The organism is Mesorhizobium sp. B2-2-4 (assembly GCF_006442375.1).
Taxonomy (GTDB): Bacteria; Pseudomonadota; Alphaproteobacteria; order Rhizobiales; family Rhizobiaceae; genus Mesorhizobium.
The window spans coordinates 29,101-50,907 of sequence record NZ_VFWB01000007.1 but is presented as its reverse complement, the minus strand read 5'-3'; the positions used below and the strand labels follow the sequence as shown (position 1 = coordinate 50,907).

The 21,807-nt window shown below is 62.8% G+C and carries 18 protein-coding genes; 7 read left to right on the top strand and 11 right to left on the bottom strand.

Going from position 1 to position 21,807, the window contains the following annotated elements:
* Positions 1–34: 34 nt before the first annotated feature.
* The gene (locus FJ959_RS18815; RefSeq protein ID WP_140515558.1) at positions 35–934 is read right to left on the bottom strand and encodes an HNH endonuclease; all 900 of its coding nucleotides are present in this window, start codon (positions 932–934) and stop codon (positions 35–37) included.
* Positions 935–1,105: 171 nt separating this feature from the next.
* Here FJ959_RS18815 and FJ959_RS18810 point away from each other — a divergent pair, with 171 nt between their 5' ends.
* On the top strand, positions 1,106–1,648 hold the full coding sequence (locus tag FJ959_RS18810; protein WP_140515556.1) for a dihydrofolate reductase family protein: 543 nt from the start codon (positions 1,106–1,108) through the stop codon (positions 1,646–1,648).
* 97 nt (positions 1,649–1,745) lie between these two features.
* Here FJ959_RS18810 and FJ959_RS18805 read toward each other — a convergent pair whose 3' ends face one another.
* From FJ959_RS18805 to FJ959_RS18785, 5 genes are all read right to left on the bottom strand, one after another.
* Positions 1,746–2,615 (bottom strand): patatin-like phospholipase family protein, encoded by an 870-nt coding sequence (locus FJ959_RS18805; protein WP_140494217.1) that lies wholly within the window; start codon positions 2,613–2,615, stop codon positions 1,746–1,748.
* Positions 2,612–3,988, bottom strand: coding sequence for a pitrilysin family protein (locus tag FJ959_RS18800; RefSeq protein ID WP_181165171.1), 1,377 nt, complete (start codon positions 3,986–3,988; stop codon positions 2,612–2,614). Before FJ959_RS18800 ends, FJ959_RS18805 begins: the two co-directional genes overlap by 4 nt.
* Before the next feature lie 2 nt (positions 3,989–3,990).
* A complete protein-coding gene (locus FJ959_RS18795) occupies positions 3,991–5,373 on the bottom strand; it encodes a pitrilysin family protein (protein WP_140631424.1) in 1,383 nt (460 codons plus the stop codon).
* A 140-nt stretch (positions 5,374–5,513) separates the two neighbouring features.
* Complete coding sequence (gene rsmD / locus FJ959_RS18790) at positions 5,514–6,068, bottom strand: 16S rRNA (guanine(966)-N(2))-methyltransferase RsmD (protein ID WP_140494223.1); 555 nt, start codon at positions 6,066–6,068, stop codon at positions 5,514–5,516.
* The gene (locus FJ959_RS18785) at positions 6,065–8,086 is read right to left on the bottom strand and encodes a pseudouridine synthase (RefSeq protein WP_140631421.1); all 2,022 of its coding nucleotides are present in this window, start codon (positions 8,084–8,086) and stop codon (positions 6,065–6,067) included. Before FJ959_RS18785 ends, rsmD begins: the two co-directional genes overlap by 4 nt.
* A gap of 182 nt (positions 8,087–8,268) precedes the next feature.
* Here FJ959_RS18785 and FJ959_RS18780 point away from each other — a divergent pair, with 182 nt between their 5' ends.
* Complete coding sequence (locus FJ959_RS18780; RefSeq protein ID WP_140522168.1) at positions 8,269–8,718, top strand: nucleoside deaminase; 450 nt, start codon at positions 8,269–8,271, stop codon at positions 8,716–8,718.
* Positions 8,719–8,761: 43 nt separating this feature from the next.
* Here the strand turns inward: FJ959_RS18780 and FJ959_RS18775 are convergent, their stop codons facing one another.
* Positions 8,762–9,439 carry a hypothetical protein gene (locus FJ959_RS18775; protein WP_140494227.1) on the bottom strand — a complete coding sequence of 226 codons (678 nt, stop codon included), beginning with the start codon at positions 9,437–9,439 and terminating at the stop codon, positions 8,762–8,764.
* A gap of 202 nt (positions 9,440–9,641) precedes the next feature.
* Positions 9,642–12,605 (bottom strand): isoleucine--tRNA ligase, encoded by a 2,964-nt coding sequence (gene ileS / locus FJ959_RS18770; RefSeq protein ID WP_140631419.1) that lies wholly within the window; start codon positions 12,603–12,605, stop codon positions 9,642–9,644.
* Between the two features lie 296 nt (positions 12,606–12,901).
* On the opposite strand from ileS, the gene FJ959_RS18765 reads away from it, so the two are divergent.
* Positions 12,902–13,345: an antitoxin Xre/MbcA/ParS toxin-binding domain-containing protein gene (locus FJ959_RS18765; protein WP_140557104.1), complete on the top strand. Its 444-nt coding sequence runs from the start codon at positions 12,902–12,904 to the stop codon at positions 13,343–13,345.
* Between the two features lie 2 nt (positions 13,346–13,347).
* On the top strand, positions 13,348–13,782 hold the full coding sequence (locus FJ959_RS18760) for an RES family NAD+ phosphorylase (protein ID WP_140494233.1): 435 nt from the start codon (positions 13,348–13,350) through the stop codon (positions 13,780–13,782).
* A 12-nt stretch (positions 13,783–13,794) separates the two neighbouring features.
* Here FJ959_RS18760 and FJ959_RS18755 read toward each other — a convergent pair whose 3' ends face one another.
* On the bottom strand, positions 13,795–14,565 hold the full coding sequence (locus tag FJ959_RS18755; protein WP_224519163.1) for a MipA/OmpV family protein: 771 nt from the start codon (positions 14,563–14,565) through the stop codon (positions 13,795–13,797).
* Between the two features lie 229 nt (positions 14,566–14,794).
* Between FJ959_RS18755 and FJ959_RS18750 the strand changes: the two genes are divergently transcribed.
* Positions 14,795–15,349, top strand: a complete 555-nt coding sequence (locus tag FJ959_RS18750; protein ID WP_140521651.1) for an HdeD family acid-resistance protein — start codon at positions 14,795–14,797, stop codon at positions 15,347–15,349.
* A 174-nt stretch (positions 15,350–15,523) separates the two neighbouring features.
* On the opposite strand, the gene FJ959_RS18745 is transcribed toward FJ959_RS18750, so the two are convergent.
* The gene (locus tag FJ959_RS18745) at positions 15,524–16,504 is read right to left on the bottom strand and encodes a bifunctional riboflavin kinase/FAD synthetase (protein ID WP_140495019.1); all 981 of its coding nucleotides are present in this window, start codon (positions 16,502–16,504) and stop codon (positions 15,524–15,526) included.
* 6 nt (positions 16,505–16,510) lie between these two features.
* Positions 16,511–17,371: a TIGR01459 family HAD-type hydrolase gene (locus FJ959_RS18740; protein WP_140557138.1), complete on the bottom strand. Its 861-nt coding sequence runs from the start codon at positions 17,369–17,371 to the stop codon at positions 16,511–16,513.
* A gap of 249 nt (positions 17,372–17,620) precedes the next feature.
* Between FJ959_RS18740 and FJ959_RS18735 the strand changes: the two genes are divergently transcribed.
* A complete protein-coding gene (locus tag FJ959_RS18735; protein WP_140565125.1) occupies positions 17,621–19,540 on the top strand; it encodes a pilus assembly protein in 1,920 nt (639 codons plus the stop codon).
* A 195-nt stretch (positions 19,541–19,735) separates the two neighbouring features.
* Positions 19,736–21,712 carry a TadE/TadG family type IV pilus assembly protein gene (locus tag FJ959_RS18730; RefSeq protein ID WP_181169905.1) on the top strand — a complete coding sequence of 659 codons (1,977 nt, stop codon included), beginning with the start codon at positions 19,736–19,738 and terminating at the stop codon, positions 21,710–21,712.
* Positions 21,713–21,807 lie beyond the last annotated feature (95 nt).

Here is a 21,807-nt window from a genome sequence, read left to right as displayed (position 1 = left end):
GAACTCTTACGTCTACCCGGAAGCCAGCGCCGCCTCACTGTTTGAAACAGTGTTCGCGATGCCATTGCAGGAAGCGAGGATGTGGGCGCTCGACCTGCCGACGGGGTGGAAGCGCGCGGCGGCTCCTGTTTATGAATCCCTGCACACTCTCCAGGTCGTTAACCTGCCTTGATACCAGTATTTCCAGATCATCGGACAGGCTGATCAATCCGCGATCGAACATCCAATGCGCTGTGCCGGATAGCGCGATGCCATTGTTGACGATGTCGGGTCCGTTCTTTTCAACCGGTCGAATGTGGGCGGCAGAAACTTCCGCCCGGCCGCCGCCATTTATCAACTTGAGACCTGAGATCGCGCAACGCTCGTCATAGGCGCGCAAGACAACGCGACGAAAAATGCGATCCCGCACAATTCGCGATCCGATATAGCTTACACGACTACGGCCCTCCTCGAACTGGAATGGAGCCTTTTCGTCCTGAAACCCGGATGAAATGCCGATCTGATCCACACGTGGCAGCAACGGCTCATGGTCGTCAAAGCCCAGATCGATAATGCGATTGAAGTCGCTTGGACTGATTGGTCGGACGGCCGATTGGGCGCGACCAGAAATCCTTCCTTGGTCGTTAAGCAGGCCGCGTTCAACGAGACCATCCGTCCCATTGAAGGGAACAGGAGTGGCCAAATCGAGGTAGGTTCCCGGCTCAATCAGAGCCAGATACATACCAGGCGCTACTGGATCTGGGAGAACCTGCTGGACCTTGGCTACGGCGAAATAGCCACGGGTATCGTCTACTTTGCTAGGTTCGTAGTAGATGATCCAGTCACCGACGCATGCTTCCACACGACGCAGATACTGGCTAGGAAACTGATATCGCTCAGCGGGACTGTCATCGTAGATCGAATCTGACCGGTGAATGAAGACCCCGAATCCCATTATCTTCCTGCAGCTTGGGGGATATCCGTGGAGATGTAGCACCAAAACTCGATCTTGGGAGCTTACTCTACCTTGAGAAACTCCCCTCTCCGATAAACTTCCCCGGATTTTTACAGAGCTGTCGCAAATGGCTCGCGCAGTTCGTCCTTTGGGTGAAGAAGGAGAACGCCAATGAGAAAGCTTATCGTCACCGAATTCATCAGCGTCGATGGCATCGCCGAAGTCGAGAAACTGCCTGGCGTGACCTGGAACGACGAGATGAACAGGTTCAAGGAGGACGAGCTGGCTGACAGCGGCGCCATGCTTTTGGGACGCACAACCTACGAGATTTTCGCCGGCTCGTGGCCGAGCGAAACCGGAGACTTCGCCGACCGGTTCAACGCGCTGCCGAAATACGTCGCGTCCAGCAGTTTGAAGGTGCTCGACTGGAAACCGGCCGAGCTGCTCAGGGGGCCGCTGCCGGAGGCGGTCAGGACACTGAAGCTAGGTAGCGGCGGCAACATCTATGTGCATGGCAGCCTCAGCGTCGCGCAGGAACTGTTGCGCCATGGTCTGGTCGACCGCGTCAGGCTGCTGAGCTACCCCGGCACCGTTGGCCAAGGCAAAAAGCTGTTTCCGGCCGGCGATCCGGTGTCGTTTGAGTTGATTTCCGCCAAGCCATTCAGCAATGGGGTGGTGGCGCTGGAGTATGCGCCGGTGCTGGCGAAATCGTAATCGGTTAGAGTGCCCTTCTTCCAGAGAGGACTGGAGGGCGCCTGGCTTTCGGGATCAAAACTATAGCGGTGACGTGAGGCAACGTGTGGACCTCGCGTCACCCGGTCTGCTTTCCCCGTCTTTGCTCGACAGCAGCACTTTCCCTAGCCTCCACAACCCTCTCCACCTCGCGCTTCAGCTGGTCCTTGATATCCGCCGTCTCGGTCATCAGGACCTCGATCTTGAGGAAGTCGAGCACGCGGTATTTGGACACCGCCGGGCGGATCAGGATGTCGGGCTGGCACTGCTTCAGCTTGTTGGCGATGATCGACTGCATCATCAATTGAGTGGCGCCGAACATCAGGTCGACGGAGGTCGGCCGCCTGTGGTCGGCCTCTTCCGGCGCGCCGACCACGTCGACGCCGATGATGATGTCGGCATCATCCTCGATAAGGTCGAAGGGCACGGGGTTGTAGATGCCGCCATCGATCAGCAGCCGGCCGTCGCGCATCACCGGGCGGAACACGGCAGGAATGGCCGCTGACGCCGCGAGCGCCGAATGCAGGTCGCCTTCGGCGAACACGGCCAGCTTGTGGCCGAAATAGTCCGTCGCCGTCACCTTCAGCGGGATTTTCAGCTCGGCGAAGGTTTCGGGAATGGCTTCGGGCAGGAATGCCTTGAGGATGCGTTCGACATTGAACTGGCTGACGCGGATGCCGGCCTGCATGGCCTCGGCGATCGTGCCGGGCCGCGCCCGCCACATGCGGCTCGCCACCTCGGCGCGACGGCCGAGGATCGAGCGGGCATAATCATGGATGTCCTTGCCGGTCATGCCGGAGGCCATGCCGGCGCCCATGATGGCGCCGATCGACGAGCCGGCGATTGCGACCGGCCTGATGCCCAGTTCGTCCAGCGCCTCGATGACATGGATGTGCGCCAGACCGCGCGCGCCGCCGCCGCCAAAGGCGATGCCGAAGGTGAGGCTCATCCCTTGTTGGCTCCGGCCAAGGGCGGTCCGACGACCATGATGGTCGGCTCGGCCGACAAAAGCTTCTTCGCCGCGGCCTTGACCTGGTCGAGTGTCACTGCGTTGATGAGGCCGGTGCGGCGCTGAATGTAATCGACGCCGAGGTCGTCGAGCTGCAGCTCGACCAGGGTCGCGGCGATGGCGCTGGAGGAGTCCAGGTTGTTGATGGCGTAGGCGCCGATCATGTATTTCTTGGTTGCCGCCAGTTCCGCGTCGGTCGGGCCGTCTTCGGCAAGCCGCTTGACCACGTCCCGCACGATGCCGAGGGTTTCGGCGGCCCGGTCCGATCGCGTGCCGGTGGTGACGATCAGCGCGTCGGCATGATCCTGGTTGATCAGCGAGGAATTGACGCTGTAGGCCAGCCCGCGCTTCTCGCGCACCTCCTGGAACAGGCGCGAGGTGAAAGTGCCGCCGCCGAGGATCTCGTTCATCAGAACCGCGGGGAAGAAATCCGCCGCCTTGCGCTTCACGCCGGGCCAGGCAAGCTGAAGCGAGGTCTGTGGCAGGTCGTAGTCGACCTCGATATGCCGCGCCAGATTCGGCTCGACGTCGGCAACCGGAGCGAGCGCCTGGTTCTGCGGCAGGTTGCCGAACACCATGTCCAGTTTCTTCTTCAGCATTTCCGGGTCGATGGCGCCGACCACCGCGACATGCAGCCCGCTCCGCGCGAAGACCGCCTTGTGCAGCGCCTTCAGATCGTCCCGCGTGATGGCGGCGATGCTCTGCCTGGTGCCCTGATCGGAGCGCGAATAAGGATGATCGCCATAGAGCGCGCGCGCCCATCTGTCCTGCGCGATCGTGTCGGGGTCGTTCTCTCCGGCGATGATGCCGGACAGGATCTGAGCGCCGATGCGATCGATCGGCGCCTGGTCGAAACGCGGCTCGTTGACCGCCAGCCGCAGCAGGTCGAACGCCTCGTCGCGCTGCTCGGCCAACATGCGCATGGAACCGTAGATGCCGTCGCGGGTCTCCTCGAAGCTCATCTCGGCGCCGGCGTCGTCGAGCTTCACCTGGAAGGCGTCGCTGTCCAGAGGGCCTGCGCCTTCGTCGAACAGACCGGTCATCAGATTGGCCAGCCCTTCCTTGCCCGGCGGATCCTGCGTCGAGCCGCCCCCAAAGACGAAACGGATGGCCACCATCGGCACCGAATAGTCTTCGACCAGCCAGGCGGTGACGCCCTTGGGCGAGGTGACCTGCTGGATGTCCATGGCGCGGGCGGCAAGCGCCGGCAGGACCAGGAAGAAGATGGAAAGGAGCAAAGTGACAAGCGCTGCGCGTGCCCTCCCTTCTCCCCGTTTGGGAGACGGGAAAGAGCCGTGTTGCTCGCTCTTCATCATCAATTCCCCGCCTGTTGCTGCGGCAAGAGATAGCCGGTCGTCGACCGGGCCAGCACCAGATAGCGCGCGGCGACGGCCTTGATCTCGCCGGGAGTGATGTTGCGGATGCGCTCCGGCCATTGCTCGATGTCCTGCACATTGCCGCCGGTGGCAAGCTCGGCGCCATAGATATTGGCCATTGAATCCTGTTTGTCGCGGGCGAAAACCATCGAGCGGACATAGCGGTCCTTGGCCTTGTCCAGCTCCTTGACGGTGACGCCTTCCCTGGCGATGCGCACGACCTCCGCGTCGACGGCCGCCTCGACATCGACGAGCCTGGCGTCGCCGCGCGGCGTGCCATAGACGGTGAAGTTGGTGTCGTCCAGCATGGTGCCCTGGAAATAGGTCCCGGCGTTGGAAGCGATGCCTTGCCTGACCACCAGCGCCTGATAGAGCCGGCTGCGGTTGCCGCCGCCCAGTATTTCCGCCAGCAGGTCGAGCGCCTCGGCTTCGCCGGGCTTGGCCGTGTGGTAGGACGGCACCACCCATTGGGTGGAGAAATTCGGCACGCTGACGCGGGCGTCGGACAGCGTCACCGTGCGGCTGGTGTTCTGCTCCGGCTCGACCGGGCGGACGCGCGGCGGCAGGTCGGGCCCGCGCGCGATCTTGCCGTAGGTTTTCTCGGCCAGAGCCTTGACCGTGTCGGGCTCGACGTCACCGGCCACGATCAGCACCGCGTTGTTGGGCTGGTAGTATTTGTTGTAGAAGGCGATGGCGTCGGTGCGGTTCAACTGCTCCATCTCCTGCATCCAGCCAATGACCGGAATTCGGTAGGGCTGGTTCTGCCACAGCGTGGCGTCGAGTTCCTCTTCGAGCACCGCCTCGGGACTGTTGTCGATGCGCGAACGGCGCTCCTCCAGGATGACGTCGCGCTCGGTCTTGATGACATCGTCGGTGAGGATGAGTTTGCGCATGCGGTCGGCCTCGAAGCTCATCATCAGCTCGAGCGCCGACGGCGCCACCGTCTCGTGGAAGGCGGTGTAGTCGTAGGAGGTGAAGGCATTGTTGGAGCCGCCTATGTCGGAGACGGCGCGGTCGAACTCGCCGGCGGCGTGATTGGCCGTCGCCTTGAACATCAGATGCTCGAAGAAATGGGCGATGCCGGATTTGCCTGGCGGCTCGTCGGCGCTGCCCACCTTATACCACACCATATGGGTGACGATCGGTGAGCGATGGTCGGGAATGACGACCACTTCCATGCCATTGTCGAGCAGAAAATCCGTTACCTTGAACTCGGCCGGCCGCTTGTCGGCGGCGAAGGTCGCCGGGGCCAGTCCGGCAATGACCAAAGCCAGCGATGTGGCCAAGAGCGTCTTGCGCAGCCATTCAGCCTGAAATGTCATCAATGGCTCCGGTTTCTCATGACGGACGATAGGCGGCGAGCCGATGTTGTGAAAGTGAATTGTTGATTACTGGCATGGCACGACCTGCTCCCCTGGGAAGAGGGCTCGCATTCCATCTTCGCCCGCAAATGAAGCTTAACTCAGGCGGCCTCGACAAGCCGGATCAGCGTCTCGCCATAGTGGCGCTCGTCGACAACTGAAAATCCCGGTCCCGGCTCGAAAGGCGCCGCCGCTGCCTCCTCGACCACGCACAGCGCGCCGGGACGCAGCCAGCCGCCTTGCTTGGCCGACCTCAGCGCGCGTTCGCCAAGACCCTTGCCGTAAGGTGGATCGGCGAAAACGAGGTCGAACGGCGCCAGCGTGCCGGCCTCGCCCAGAGCCGTCGCGTCGCGCCGGAATATCTTGGTGCGGCCGGTCAGGCCGAAGGCCTCGACATTGTCGCGGATCAGGCCGCGGCCTTCGGCCGACTCCTCGATGAAGACGCCATAGGACGCGCCGCGCGATAGCGCCTCGAGCCCGAGCGCGCCTGTGCCTGCGAACAGGTCGAGCACGCGCGCGCGCTGCAACCGATCGGCAAAGCGATGCGCCAGCACATTGAAAACAGCCTCGCGGGTGCGGTCAGTGGTGGGGCGGATGGCGCTGCCGCGGGGCGTCGCCAGCGGGCGCCCGCGAAACTCGCCGCCGACGATCCTCATTTCGCCCTTGGACCCTTGAAACCGCCGCGCGGCCGCTCGCCGCCGCCACCCGGACGTTCGCCACGCGGCTTGCCGAACGGCTTGGGGCCGCCGGGCTTGCCATAGGCCGGCTTGAAAGACGCCTTGCGGGCCTTGGCCTCAGCGGCTTTGGCAGCGTCCGCTTCCGCCCTGCCCTTGCCGATTGGGCGCGCGCCCGGCGCCATCCAGACATTGGCCTTGCGCTGGCCGGGCGGCTCGATCGGCCGCTGCTCGCGCTCGGATTTCTTGCCGCCCGGTTTGCCGCCAAAACCACCGCGCGGCTTGTCGCCGAAGCTACCGCGTTCGGGTCTCGGGCCGCGGTCACCAAAGCTTTTTTCCGGCCTCGCGCCTCTGTCGGGGCTGGTCGACAGTTTGCCCAGCGCCTCGTCACGGCTGCCTTCGCGGCGCTTACGGTTCTTGATCAGGCCACCCTCGCCGATCGGCCGGTGGTCACCCTCGCGCGAAAATCTCGGCCGCTCGGCCTCCTCGCGGCGCGGCTCGACCCGCCGCACCGGCGAGTTGGAAAACGGTTTTGTTATCTCGGCATCGAAATTGGCACCGGATTCCTCTATCAGGCGTTCGCCGAGCTGATCGCGCAACACCTTGCCCTTGATCTCCAGCACATGGCCTTCGGGGAGCTCGTCGAGCTGGAACGGGCCGTAGGAGATGCGGATCAGCCGCGTCACGTCGAGGCCGAGCGCGCCGAGAATGTTCTTGACCTCGCGGTTTTTGCCCTCGCGCAAGCCGATCGTCAGCCAGGCGTTCGAGCCTTGCTCGCGATCGAGGCTCGCCTCGATGGCGCCATAGAAAACGCCGTCCACGGCAATGCCTTCGCGCAAACCCGCAAGCGCACTTTCCTCGACCTTGCCATGGACGCGCACCCGGTAACGGCGCAGCCAGCCGGTGGCCGGCAGTTCGAGCACGCGAGACAGGCCGCCATCATTGGTCAGCAACAGCAGGCCTTCGGTGTTGATGTCGAGCCGGCCGATGGTCATCAGCCGGGGCAATTCAGCCGGCAGCACGTCGAAGACGGTCTTGCGGCCCTCTGGGTCGCGGTTGGTGGTCACGACACCGGCAGGCTTGTGGAACAGGAACAGCCGAGTGCGCTCGATCGGCGGGATCTCCATGCCGTCGAGATGGATGATGTCGCCCGGCATCACATTGAAGGCCGGCGAAGACAAAACCCGGCCGTTGACCTTGACGCGGCCGGCCGCGATCAACTCCTCGGCGTCGCGGCGCGAGGCAAGCCCGGCGCGAGCCAGCCGCTTGGCGATCCGCTCGCCGGCTTCCTCGGGCGCCTCCGCAGGACGCGGACGGGACTTGAAACCGCCTTGCGGCCGGTCGGCAGCGAAATCGCGCTTCGGACGGTCAGAGAAGTCGGGCTTGGGCCGATCGGCAAAATCACGCTTAGGACGATCGAAGCGTCTTTCACCCGTCGCACCTTCAGCCGCCATTGGCCGCTCGCCGCGCGGTGCATACGGCTTGCGCGGGCCTTCGCGGTTTTCATATGGCTTGCCTTGCGGACGCGGACCCTTGTTGAAGAGCCGCTCCGAGCGCCCGCCTTCCCCGTTTTCGCGCGGCTTGTACTCACGCTTCTGGGGCCGTTCGCCATCGGCGGCCATTGGACGCTCGCCGCGCGGTGCGTAGGGCTTGCGCGGGCCTTCGCGGTTTTCATAAGGCTTGCCTTGCGGACGCGGACCCTTGTTGAAGGGCCGCTCCGGGCGCCCGCCTTCGCCGCCTTCGCGCGGCTTGTACTCACGCTTCTGGGGCCGTTCGCCATCGGCGGCCATCGGCCGCTCGCCGCGCGGCGCGTAGGGTTTGCGCGGCCCTTCGTGCTTTTCGAAGGGCTTGCCGCCGTCGCCACGCTTGGCAAACGGTTTCTTGGCGCCGAAGGCTGGCTTCCCGCCTTTGCCGGCATCGCGCCCACGCGCGCCCGCCGGTTTCGGACCGCTTTTGCCCGGACCCTTCTGGCGCGGAGATTTCTTGTCGTTGTCGTCCATGTGGCCTTTGTCCGTTTGCGCTGCTACAGCGTGGCGCATCCTTTCGGGCGCGCAACGAACGCTGTAGCATTTTTGATTTGGCGCATGATCATTTCCGAAAACCGTACCCGATTTTCGAGGTTATGCGCTCAATAACAGGATCACCGTCGAGTGGCGAGGAGATAATCGGAATGGAAACCCGCGTGAAGCGGCCCGATTTCATGGCGCTGGCGCTGGAGGAGGCGCAAGCGGCAGCCTCGCGCGGCGAAGTGCCGGTCGGCGCCGTCATCGCCAGCGCCGGCACGGTCGTGGCCAGTGCCGGCAACCGCACCCGGGAGCTTGCCGATCCGACGGCCCATGCCGAGATGCTGGCCATCCGCGAAGCCTGCCGAAGGCTGTCGAGCGAGCGGCTCACCGGACACGATCTCTATGTGACGCTGGAGCCTTGCGCCATGTGCGCCGGCGCCATCTCCTTCGCCAGGTTGCGCCGGCTCTACTTTGGCGCCGCGGACGAAAAGGGCGGCGCGGTGGTCAACGGCGTGCGCTTCTTCGCTTCGCCGACCTGCCATCACACGCCTGACATCTATGCGGGCATCGCGGAGGCCGAATCGGCCCTGCTGCTGAAGGATTTCTTTCGGGAACGCCGCGACTGAACGGGGTGCGATACCCGTCAGCAAAGCAAATGCGCCCCGCTTTTTACAGGGACGGCAGCCAGTCGAACCAGCCGCCCTTCTTGCCTTCCGCCTCTCTCTTCAGGCGGCGTTCCTTTTTGTACTCGTCTTCGCCGAGTTCGTTTTGCGGCGCCGTGCCGGATGCGACGCGATAGGCAAGGGGCGGTTCGCTCAGATATTTGCGGGTATTCGGATCGCCCTGCTTGCTTTCGGCAAGGCGGCGCTGGATATCGGCGGCGCGGCCCTTGTCGGAATCGGCAGGCGTCCAACGCGGCGGGTGACTCGAGCCGGATTCTTCCATCGCCTTCTTCACCGAGGCCGGATCCGTCTGCACGTCGTCGACGATCTGCGACTGGTAGGACGGATCATCCTGGTGTGCGGTGGCGTCGGCGCGCAGGCGGGCACGGCGCTGCTCGGGCGATTCTGGCCATTCGGCGCTTGCGGTCTCGATGCTATCCTGTGGCGCCGGCAGCGCTTCCTTCTGACCAGGCGCCGGCTTCACCAGGGTCGGACGCGGCTTGTAATCGATGTGTTCCTTCCGCTTCGGCGCGAACGAAAAAGCGCCCGTGAGATCGCCGGCCAATTGTTCGCCGGCGGTCTTGTCGGTGCCGTAGGTCGGAGAACCGACACATCCGGACAGAGCGAGCCCCGATGCGACAAGCGGCGCCAACAGCGCGAGGCGCGCGTTAAATCTCTCGGTCATGCCAAAAAGTCCCACTCTAGACAGCCTCTCGATCGCCGCCGGCCCCAAGGTCCGGTCCCCGTGTCCAAGCACTTGCGACGAAAATCCGGCGACAATTTGTCTTCCGGAGTTTCGCGTGTTTACCTCAACCACTCGTTAAGGGCAACGCGCGGACGGATTTGCACCGACCGGCGTGGCAGTTGTGCACCGATATGCCTGGCCTTCAAAGCCGGCCGAGCGCCCTAAGCTCATGCAGCACGGCGGCGTCGCGCGCCGAGACATCGGGAAAGGCAGGATCCTGCCCGACATCGGCGGTGTAACGCCACGACCGCGCGCATTTGACCAGGCCGCGGTCCTCGGCTTTTTCGATCACCACGGCGACGCCCTTGACGTCTTCGAGCGTGAAGGCGCCTTGTTGCGCCTCGCCATGGGCGATGACGAGATCGCTGGTGATCGCCATTTCGGCCATGTCGACATCCGATATCGCGGCTTCGAGCGCCGCATCGTCGATGGTAACGACCGGCACCGCCTCCAGCGACGAGCCGATCACCTTCTGGGCACGCGCGATTTCCAGCGCACCGGTGACGACGCGGCGCACCTGCCGCACCTTACGCCATTTTTCCGCCAGCGCCTCGTTCTTCCAGTTTTCCGGGATCGCCGGGAACTGGTCGAGATGCACCGAGACGGCATCGGGGTGGCGGTCGAGCCAGGCCTCTTCCATGGTGAAGGGCAGCATCGGCGCCAGCCATCTCACCAGACAGTCGAAAAGGTGGCGCACCACCTGCACCGAGGCCTTGCGCTTCGCGCTCGACGGCGCATCGCAGTAGAGCGCGTCCTTGCGGATATCGAAATAGAAGGCCGACAGCTCGACCACCATGAAATCGAGGAGCGCACGGGTGATGCGCTTGAACTCGAAGGCATCGTAGCCCTGGCGCACCACCTCATCGAGTTCGGCGAGGCGATGCAGCATCAGCCGTTCCAGCTCCGGCATCCCTGCCAGCGGCACCTCCTCGCCATCGTCATGGGCGAGCGTGCCCAGCATCCAGCGGATGGTGTTGCGCAGCTTGCGGTAGGCGTCGATGTTGGTTTGGAGCACGTTCTTGCCGAGGCGCTGGTCTTCCCAATAGTCGGTCGTCACCACCCACAGGCGCAGGATGTCCGCGCCGGACTGCTTGATCACGTCCTGCGGGACGACGGTGTTGCCGAGTGACTTCGACATCTTGCGGCCGTCCTCGTCCATGGTGAAACCATGGGTGACGACGGTATCGTAGGGCGCCCTGCCCCTGGTGCCGCAGCTTTCGAGCAGTGAGGAGTGGAACCAGCCGCGATGCTGGTCGGAGCCTTCGAGATAGACATCGGCCGGCCATTTGAGGTCCGGACGATCCTCCAGCGTGAAAACGTGGGTCGAGCCTGAATCGAACCAGACGTCGAGGATATCCGTGACCTGCTTCCATCTGGAGGCATCGTGATTGCCGAGGAAACGTTCCTTGGCACCGGCGTCGAACCAGGCATCGGCGCCTTCTTTCTCGAAAGCGTCCATGATGCGCTGGTTGACCGCCTCGTCCTGGAGCACATTGCCGTCGGCGTCGGCGAAGACCGCGATCGGCACGCCCCAGGCGCGCTGGCGCGACAGCACCCAGTCGGGCCGTTCCTCGATCATGGCGCGAATGCGGTTCTGCCCCGCCCCTGGCACGAAACGGGTGTCGTCGATCGCCTTCAGCGCACGGCTGCGCAGCGTCGTGCCGTCGCCGAGGTCCTTGTCCATGTAGACGAACCATTGCGGCGTGTTGCGGAAGATGACCGGTTTCTTCGACCGCCAGGAATGCGGATAGGAGTGTTTCAGCCGACCGCGCGCGAACAACGCGTTGCGCTTGATCAGCTCATCGATGACCGCTTGGTTGGCATTGCCCTTCTTGCCGTTGTCGTCAAGGACGCGCGCCGCGCCACCCTCACGATCCGGACCGAAGCCCGGCGCGTCCTTGGTGAAAAAGCCGGCATCGTCGACGGTGAACGGGATCGCGGTGTCGACGCCGCGCGCGCGCAGGTCCGGGGCCGCCTCCATCCAGGCGTCGAAATCCTCGCGACCATGGCCCGGCGCCGTGTGAACGAACCCGGTGCCCGCATCATCGGTGACATGGTCGCCGGCAAGCATGGGCACCGGAAACTCGTAACCGCCGCCAAGACCCTTGAAGGGATGCGAAAGCGTAAGACTTCCAAGCTCTTGCGCCGACACGCTGCGAAGACGATTCAAGGTGACTTTGGCCTTGACCGAAGCCTCTTCGGCCAGCGTATCGGCAAAGATCAGCTTTTCGCTCGGCTGCGGGCCGAAGGCGTTCTCGGCTGCCGTGACCTCGTAGAGACCGTAGTCGATGCGCGGCGAATAGTTGACGGCACGGTTGCCGGGGATCGTCCAAGGCGTCGTCGTCCAGATGACGACATGGGCCTGCAGCAGATCGAGAGCGCTCTCGGTCAGTGCGGCCTCTCCGTCAGCCACGGGGCGCACCAGACTGGCGACCGGGAACTTCGCCCAGATCGTATCCGACTCGTAGTCCTGGTATTCGATCTCGGCCTCGGCGAGCGCGGTGCGCTCGACGACACTCCACATCACCGGCTTGGAGCCGCGATAGAGCTGGCCCGACATGGCGAATTTCAACAGTTCGCCGGCGATACGCGCCTCGGCGTGGAAGGCCATGGTCGTATACGGGTTCTTGAAGTCGCCGATGACGCCAAGGCGCTGGAATTCCGCCCCCTGAACGCCGATCCAGTGAGCGGCGAAATCCCGGCATTCCTTGCGGAACTCGTTGACCGGCACCTCATCCTTGTTCTTGCCCTTGGCGCGGTACTGCTCCTCGATCTTCCATTCGATCGGCAGGCCGTGGCAGTCCCAGCCGGGCACGTAATTGGCGTCGCGGCCGCGCATCTGGAAGGAGCGGTTGATGACGTCCTTGAGGATCTTGTTCAGCGCATGGCCGATATGGATGTTGCCGTTGGCATAAGGCGGGCCGTCATGCAGCACGTATTTCGGGCGACCGGCGGAGGCCTCGCGCAACTTGCGGTAGAGATCCATCTCCTGCCAGCGCTGGACCAGCACCGGCTCCTTCTCGGGCAAACCGGCACGCATCGGGAAGTCCGTCTGCGGCAGGTAAAGCGTCTTGGAATAGTCGATCGTTTCAGCTGTATCGGTCATTGATCTGCCATTGTGGATTGCCCGGCGGCAAGGGAGCTCGGGCCTGAACTATCATGATCTGGAAAAAGCGCGAGGGGTCGCGCGCAAGATTCCCGGCGGCTCCGACAGCTCTCAGGCCGTCCGGAACACCGGGCTGGTAATTCGTATCGTAATCGCGACGGAACGCGAGACCACTGTCATGGCCGCGCTTTTAAACGAGGTGGGCCAGCTTGGAAAGCCCGAACTCCAAGGCACTCGCCTTGCCGCTTGTGCCAATTGCGCATATATGTTTGGGCAAATGGCACCGGAGGCGCGTCATGTCCAATCCGCATCGCAAGGTCCACGTGCCGGCTGCCAGACGGGCCGCCCGTAAGGAGAAGGTCGAGCTTGCGCAGGATGGCTTGGTCCGGGATGCCGCAACGGGGCAATTCCTGGTCAGCTTCACCAAGGTGGAAGAACTCCGCCACCGTGGGTTCAGCAATGACGAAATCTACAAGATCGTAGGATCGCGGCGCACTTTGGCGCGCAGGAAAGAACGCAATGAGAAACTGAGTATTGCCGAGTCCGATCGCGTCATGCGCATCGAGCGCATTTCCACAATGGCGGATCGTGTTTTCGGAGACCACGAAAAAGCGCAACGTTGGTTGCGCAAACGCAGCCGGGTGCTCAACGAAGCGCCTATCACGCTCCTGCAGTCGGAAACCGGTGCTTCCCTGGTGGAAGAGGAACTGCATCGCATCGATTATGGCATTTTCGCCTGACGATGCGTCTATGGCGTATCTCCAACTTCGCCGACCTGTCCGGCCGGGGCGGCATGCTTAGCTCCGGCCGTTGGAACATCAAGGGCACCGCCATTGTGTACTGCGCGGATCATCCCGCCACGGCGCTTCTTGAAATTCTCGTTCATGTCGACGTGGAAGATTTGCCGCCCACGTTCCAGCTCCTGGAAATCGAAGTGCCTGACGGCGTCTCCATTGCCGTCCCCGATTTGCCCGAGGGCTGGAAAGACAATCCGGCCAAGACACGCGAGATTGGCAGCGATTTTGTCAGTGCCGCCAGCCATCCAGTCATGGAAGTTCCTTGCGTGATCGTTCCCTTCGCCAGAAACTATATTCTCAATCCCGCCTTGCTGGAACGCGAAGGCATCGCCATCGTCGGCACCACAAGTCATCAGATCGATACGCGATTGCTGGAATAAGGCCGATACCGGCTACATCTTGAAATCGAAGCGATAGGTCGTCGATACGCCGATCATGAACTGGTTGCGGTCGCCGCGCTCCTTGACCAGGCTGGAATCGGCGGCCGGGCCTTCGAGGCGTGAATATTCCCCGAACAGGCTGGCGGTCATCGGGTCGGTCACCTTCCACGTCACCGCACCGCCAAGGCCGACCGATTTCAGGCCGCCGCCGGGATTATACTGGTTCAACCCCGAGGCCACGGCTTCCTGCGCGTCGACGCCGTAATAGGCGTCGAAATATTTGGCGGAGGCGAACGAGACGCGCGGCCCGCCAGAGATCCTGACGGTTGGCGTCACATCGTAGAAGGCGTCGGCGGCGATGTCGGCGACGAAGCCGTTATGGGCGCGGATGCCGTGCCGCAGCTCGGCACGCGCACGTATCCAGTCCGTCGGATAGAATTCGAAGAAGCCGCCCACCTCGCCGCCCCAGCGGACCGGATCGAGGCCCTTCAACTCGTCGGCATCGCCATCGTCGCGCGAGAACAGGAACTTGCCGGTCAGGCCGGCGCGAACGCCGCCGTCATCGACCAGCGCCAGCGAAATGTTGTCGTTGCGTGAGGTGAAGCGGGCCGCCGGGCCAGCCTTGCCCAAGGAGATGATCGGCGAGGCGCTGAGCAGGTACTTCTTGCCGCCCTCGAAATTGGGCGCCACCATGCCGGTGGCGCCGACCGTCAGATACCAATCGCCGGACAGCCAGCCGAAGGCGCCCTCGCCGGCATCGGCCGCACCCGAGGTAGCCAGCATGACGGTAGCCAAGGCTGCAGAAATTTTCCCGACCGGACTCATGGCTACCCCATTAACACAATACGATTGTCTTTCGGTCACAGCTTTGAAGAGGCTTTGGTAAAATTTGATTTAAGGTCGAGACGTCCGGCTCGCATTGCTTGCACCATCCGGCCGCCGTCGGCTGGACGCGGGTCGGCACCAAGGGTAACTTCATCCCCTGCTGGCGGTCCTCGATGGAGATGGCGACATGACCTTGCACGGCGATGCACTGAAGAACGCGATCGGACAGACGCGAGGAAAGTGGGGGTGGTTTGTTGGTCTGGGCGTGTTGCTGCTGATCCTCGGCGGCATTGCCTTTGGCAACCTCTTCATCGCCACGGTGGCTTCCGTCTATGTCGTGGGGTGGCTGATGCTGGTGGCCGGCATCATCGAGATCATGCATGCCTTCGGGGTCAAGACGTGGGGCCGCTTCTTCTACTGGCTGCTCAGCGGATTGCTCTACGCGGTCGCGGGCTTTTTCGCCTTCGACAACCCGCTGCTGGCCTCGGCGGTGCTGACCTTCCTGCTGGCCGTCGCGCTTGTCGCTTCCGGCGTGCTGCGCGCCTGGGTCGGCTACAGCCACCGGCCTGAGCGCGGCTGGGGCTGGATCGTCGCGGCCGGCGCCATCAGCGTGATCGCCGGGTTGATCATAGCTATGGGCTGGCCGGTCAACAGCGTATGGGTGCTCGGCCTGTTCCTGGCAATCGACCTGATCTTCCAGGGTTGGACCTTCATCGCCGTCGGTCTGGCGCTGAAAAAGTAACGTCTGATTCGAGCATGATCTAACCCGAAAACCGGGCGCCACTTTTCGGGATCATGCTCATTTTGTTAAAGCATGATCTTGCCCGAAAACCGCACTCCACTTTTCGGGACCATGCTCATTTTGTTAAAGCATGATCTTGCCCGAAAACCGCACTCCACTTTTCGGGACCATGCTTCAAAAAGCCATGGCCGCGTCGAGTTGCGAAAGCGGCTTGACGCCGGCCAGCAGTGCTCTCGCCTCGGCCTCGTCGCGCTTCATCTGCGCGACCAGCGCATCAAGCCCGTCGAACTTGACCTCGCTGCGCAGGTAACCGAAGAACGACACTTGGCAGATCTCGCCATAGAGGTCACCGGAAAAATCGAAGACGAAGGTTTCCAGAAGCGGCGCGCCATCATCGTCGACGGTCGGACGGCGGCCAAAGCTGGCAACGCCATCATGCAGCCTTCCGTCGGCGCGGCGAAAGCGAACGGCATAGATGCCTTCCCTGAGGGTGGCCTCGGCGGGAAGCCTCATGTTCGCGGTCGGAAAGCCGAGCGTTCGCCCCAGTTTCTGGCCGCCCACGACTTCGCTCTCCACCGTGAAGCGATAGCCGAGCAGGCCGGCGGCCTCGGCCACCGCGCCTTCGCAAAGCAAGGCGCGGATGCGGCTCGATGAAACCACCTCGGCGCTTTCGTCCCGAAATGCATCGACCAGCGTGACGCCGAAGCCATGGCGCTCGCCAGCCGCCATCAGATAGGCCGGCCCGCCCTGGCGGTCCTTGCCGAAATGGAAATCGAAGCCGGTCACGGCATGGGTGATGCCAAGCGTTCTCTCAAGCACGTCGGTCACGAAGGCTTCCGCCGATAGCGAGGCGAAGTCGCGCGTGAAAGGCTGTTCGACGAGCGCGGCAAAGCCCAGCAGCGACAGGAGCCGCGCCTTCATCGGCGGCGGCGTCAGCACGAACAGCGGTATCTCGGGCCTGAATATCTTTCGCGGGTGCGGTTCGAAAGTCAGCACCAGCGCCGGCACGCCACGCCGCCGCGCCTCCGCCAATGCCCGTTCGAGCACCGCCTGATGACCGCGATGGACACCGTCGAAATTGCCGATCGCGACAACGCCGCCGCGCAAATCGGCGGGCAGCGGAGCGGTTGCCGAAAGGTGCTGGAAAGCGTCCATCGCCATCTACCGCAGCCTGGGAATGACGGCCACTGGATGATAGCCGTGCCTGTCAAGAAACGCGGCGAGCCTTGCGGGATCCGGTTGCGATGCATCGCCATAGTCGCGGGCATGAATGCCGCCTGAGACATAGAGAACGTCGAAACCGTTGTCGGCCGCGCCCTTGATATCGGTCAGCATGCCGTCGCCGATGGCCAGCACCTGGCGGCGCTCGACCGGCCGGCCAAGGATCTCCGCCACCTCCTTCATCGCCACATCATAGACCGGCGCATAAGGTTTTCCGGCGATCAGCGTGCGGCCGCCGAGCTGTGCGTAGTCGCGCGCCAGAGCGCCGGCGCACCAGATGATGCGTTCGCCGCGCTCGACCATGATATCCGGGTTGGCGCAGATGAAAGGCAGGTTCCTGGCGCGCAGCCGCCGCAGCAGCTCCGCATAATCTTCGGGCTTCTCCACTTCGTCATCGAACAGGCCGGTGCAGACGACGCCGGATGCCTCGAACTCCTCGACGAGATCGACGTCGAGCCCGTCATAGAGGGTCAAGTCTCGCTCGGCGCCGACATGGAAGATCTTTCGCGGGCCTTCCACGATCAGGTCGCGGGTCACGTCGCCCGAGGTGACCACGCGGTCGTAGGCCGATGGGGGAACGCCGATGACGTTCATCTGGGCCACGACGTCGGCGCTGCGGCGCGGCGAATTGGTGATCAGGACGACGGGAATGCCGGCCGTACGGGCTGCCGCCAGCGCCGACGCAGCCGCGGGAAAATGCCTTTCGCCATTGTGCACCACGCCCCAGACATCGCAGAGAATGGCCGAATAGTTCTTCGACACGTCTTCGAGCGAACCGATGATGTCAGGCGAGGCCGCCATGCCGTATCCTTCAGTCATGATCGTTGCGGTGCCGCAGCCGACGGTTCGCCGCAGCCGGTTGGAATTATCCGAACCGGCCCAGCCTGTCACCAGCTTTCGCCCGCCTGTACCGGCATCCGCCACCGTTCACTGGTTGGTTAACGAGCTTTGAAAATGCAGCCTGACCTTGGATATATTCCAGAAACCTGAAATTTAACGATTTATGACACCGTCCCCACTGACTATCGATTTGGCGGGGCAGCTGTGACAATGATCCGAAGATTCGGACGCGACCGGCGTGGCAATTATGCGCTGATGACCGTGCTCGCCATGGTGCCGCTGATGGGCGCCGTGGCGATCGCCGTCGATTATACGGAAATGGTGGGCCAAAGGCAAAACGCCTTGAACGCCTTGGACGCGGCCGGCTTCGCCACGGCCCAGCAGATCGTTGCCGGCGCCAGCGACGCCGACGCCGTGGCCTATGCCAAGAATTTCTTCGAAGCCAATCTCGCGCATATCGATCCGGCCAACACCACGCTGGCCGTGACGCTGCCCAACAACAACACAGGCGGCGGGACGCTGAAGCTCTGCGCGACCTTGGTCTACAAGCCCTATTTCGAGCCGACGGCTAAACTACTGCTGGGCGGCAGCGCCGGCAGCACCGATATCGGCTTCAGCACCTGCTCCGAAGTGCGCCTGAAGAACACGCTGGAAGTGTCGCTGGTGCTTGATAATTCCGGTTCGATGAAGGAGCTCGGCAAAGGCTCGAACAAGGTGCGGTTCGACCTTCTCAAGAGCGCCGCCAAGCAGTTGGTCGACCAGTTGGCCGGCCAGGCCCAGCAGATGAGACAGGTCACCAAGCCGGTCCAGTTCAGCCTCGTTCCCTTTGCCGCCTCGGTGAATGTCGGTGCGGGCAACGCTTCGGCGGCGTGGATGGACACGACCGGCATATCGCCTATCCATCATGAGAATTTCGACTGGACGACCATGAGTTCGTCCTTTTCGTCCACCAAATACGCGCAGAAGATTGCCGGCATCTGGTACGCGAAAGGCACCGGCTGGGACGCGAGCCAGAAAGACCAGCCGCTGACCCGGTTCTCGATCTACAAACAGATGAAACGCATTTCAGCGTGCAGTCTCAAGAATGGGGACGGTACTTGTGCATCGAACGCGACCTTCACCTATGCGCCGGTCGCGAGTTGGGGTGGCTGCGTCGAGTCGCGCCCATATCCATACAATATCCAGGACACAGCTGCATCGACAACACTGCCTGCAACGCTTTTCGTGCCGATGTTCGCGCCCGACGAAACCGACCGCGTCGATAGCTCTTCAAGGCCAGCCAATAACAATTGGGATGTCGACGCCCCAGTGAGTTCAGGCGCGTCCGACGCCGCACGCCAGCGCTACATGCCAAAATATTTCGACTGGGTGAACAAGGTCACGCCGGCCTACGGCATGGACGCCGGGCCGAATACAAGCTGCAGCACGACGGCAATCACGCCACTAACCGATGTTTCCACGACAGCCGGCGCAACTTTGATCAAAAACGCCATCGATGCCATGGCCGACGACGGCGCCACCAACGTGCCGGAAGGCATGGCCTGGGGCTGGCGGACCCTTTCCAGCACGGCACCCTTCACCGAGGGCCGGCCCGAAACGGAAAGAGGCAACGACAAGGTACTGATCGTGCTGACCGACGGCGCCAACACCTACTACACGCCGACCTCGGTGACGGCGCAGACCTACTCTGGAACCAATTGGAGTTCTGGCGGTAACGACCTGGCTGGCAGCAAGGCGATCTATTCGGCTCTCGGTTACGTCGTCCCCTACAGCAACGGCTACAGCTATGGCCGCATGTTCTTGGGGACCAGCGCCAATGTCGCGAAGGACGATTATTCCAACGCCAACTACACCAAAGCGATGAACGAGCATTTCACCGCCCTGTGTAACAACGCCAAGGCCGCCGGGGTCATGGTCATGACCATCGCGCTTGATCTGGACGCCACCAAGACAGCGGAGAAAACGCAGATGGATGCGCTGAAGGCCTGTTCTTCGGATTCCCGCTTCAGCAAGGACAAGACCGATCCGAGCAAGCCGATGAAGCTGTTCTGGAATTCGACGGGCGCAACGCTGTCCGACGATTTCAAGGCGATCGGCAACGAGCTGTCCAACCTGCGCATCGTCAGCTGATCCGACGAATTCCACGTCGACGCCCTGCATCCGGCGGGGTGTCGTTTTTTGGAGGCACCGGGGGGCCGCTCCAGATTGGTTAGTGCTTGGTGAAGCGCGAACCAAGCAATCGAGCGGTTTCCCAAACCCGTCCTTCAGCGTTTTGTGGAAAGCTGGCATCGAACGAGAATCCGCCGGCGGGGGCCGCTGCAAGACATGCGTGAAATCTGGCATCAATTCCGCCGCGACAGGCGCGGCAACTATGCTCTCGTGACGGCCTTCGCGATGGTCCCGCTGATGGGCGGGCTGGCGCTCGCGGTCGACTTCACGGAAATGAACCGCGAAAAGCAGACGGTGTTGAACGCGCTCGACGCCGCCAACTTCGCCACGGCGCGCCGCGTGACGGAAGGCGCCACCGACGACCAGCTTAGGGCCTATGCGCTCGACTTCTTCAATGCCAATCTGAACGATGTCGATCCCGCCAACACGACGCTCAACCTCACTTTGCCCAGCAACGCCGCTGGCGGCGGAACAATGAAGCTTTGCGGCACCTTGACCTATAATCCTTACTTCCTGCCGACGGCGAAGATACTGCTCGGCGGCACCGGCGCCACCAATATCGGCTTCACCGCGTGCTCGGAGGTGCGGCTGAAGAACACGCTCGAAGTAGCGCTGGTGCTCGACAATTCCGGATCGATGGTCACGCCCGGAACCGGCTCGGGGCAGAAGCGCATCGATCTCCTCAAGACCGCGGCGAAGCAGTTGGTCGACACGCTTGCCCAACAGGCCGCGATGATCAAGCAGGTCGACAAGCCGGTGCAGTTCGGCCTCGTACCCTTTGCCGCCTCGGTCAATGTCGGTCCTGGCAATGGCAATGCGTCCTGGATGGACACCGAGGGCCTGTCACCGGTGTCGAACGAGAATTTCGACTGGTCGACGCTGAACGCCGCCAACAAATACGCCCAGCAGACCAACGGCATCTGGTACAAACGCGGCACCGGCTGGGGCGACGAGGAAGGCCAGATGCTGACCCGGTTTTCGCTCTACCGCGACATGAAGGTCGTCACCAGCCATGAGCGTGTTAAAAACAGCAAGCACGTTGTTTGTGCTGAATACAACTGGAACAATACCTGCAAGCGCAGTTACGACGCATACGACTATGTCGATTCCTACGGTCCGTTCGCCAGCTGGCAAGGCTGTGTCGAAGCCCGGCCCTACCCCTACAATGTCAACGACGCCCCGCCGTCCGGCGGCTCGGCCAACACCGGGATAGGCGTGGGCGATCCGGCGACGATGTTCGTGCCGATGTTCGCCCCGGATGAACCCGGCAATCACTGGAAGATCACCCAGGATCCCAACGAAGCCGCACCAAAGACCTACGGCGCCATCAACAGCTGGTGGAACGACGATCCTTCGAGCAGCAGCGGCCAAGCCCGGCTGCGCAACATGACCAAATATTTCCAGCCGCGGCCGATCGATGCGCCGGTATTGCCCGCAGGCAACGGCCCGAACTACAGTTGCACCACCAACCCGATCACGCCGCTGACCGACGTCAGCGTCGCCGATGGGCTCGCCACGATCAAAGCCGCGATCGACCTGATGCAGCCGGATGGCGGCACCAATGTTCCCGAGGGCATGGGCTGGGGCTGGCGGGTGGTCTCGAGCGGCGAGCCGTTCACGCAGGGGCGCCCGGAAACAGAAAAAGGCAACGACAAGGTGGTGATCGTGCTGACCGACGGCGCCAACACCTATTACACGCCGTCTTCGCTCAGCTATTCCGACCCCGCCGATTCGAAGTCGACCTACGCGTCCTACGGCTATCTCAAGCCCGGCTATGCCGGCACCTCGGTCGGGCGCCTGTTCATGGGCACATCGAGCGCCATCGGCCAGTTCGACTATTCGAACGGCAATTACACCAGCGCGCTCAACGAGCAGATGACGACGCTTTGCAACAACGCCAAGGCGGCCAACATCATGGTGATGACAGTGGCTCTCGACCTGTCCACGACCAAGACCACCGACAAGAACGCCATCGATGCGCTGAAATCATGCTCGTCGGTCTCGCGCTTCCGCAAGGACCCGGCGGACCCGAGCAAACCCGCCAAGCTGTTCTGGAATGCGACGGGCGCCAGCCTGTCCAACGATTTCAAGGAAATCGGCAACGAATTGTCGAACCTGCGCGTGGTCGGTTAACCGAACTCTGGCGCAACGCCCGACGCCGCCAAGCCCTTGTGGGCGCCTGCCGCAACGGGCACATAATGGCTGCACGCTGGATCGCATCCATCGCG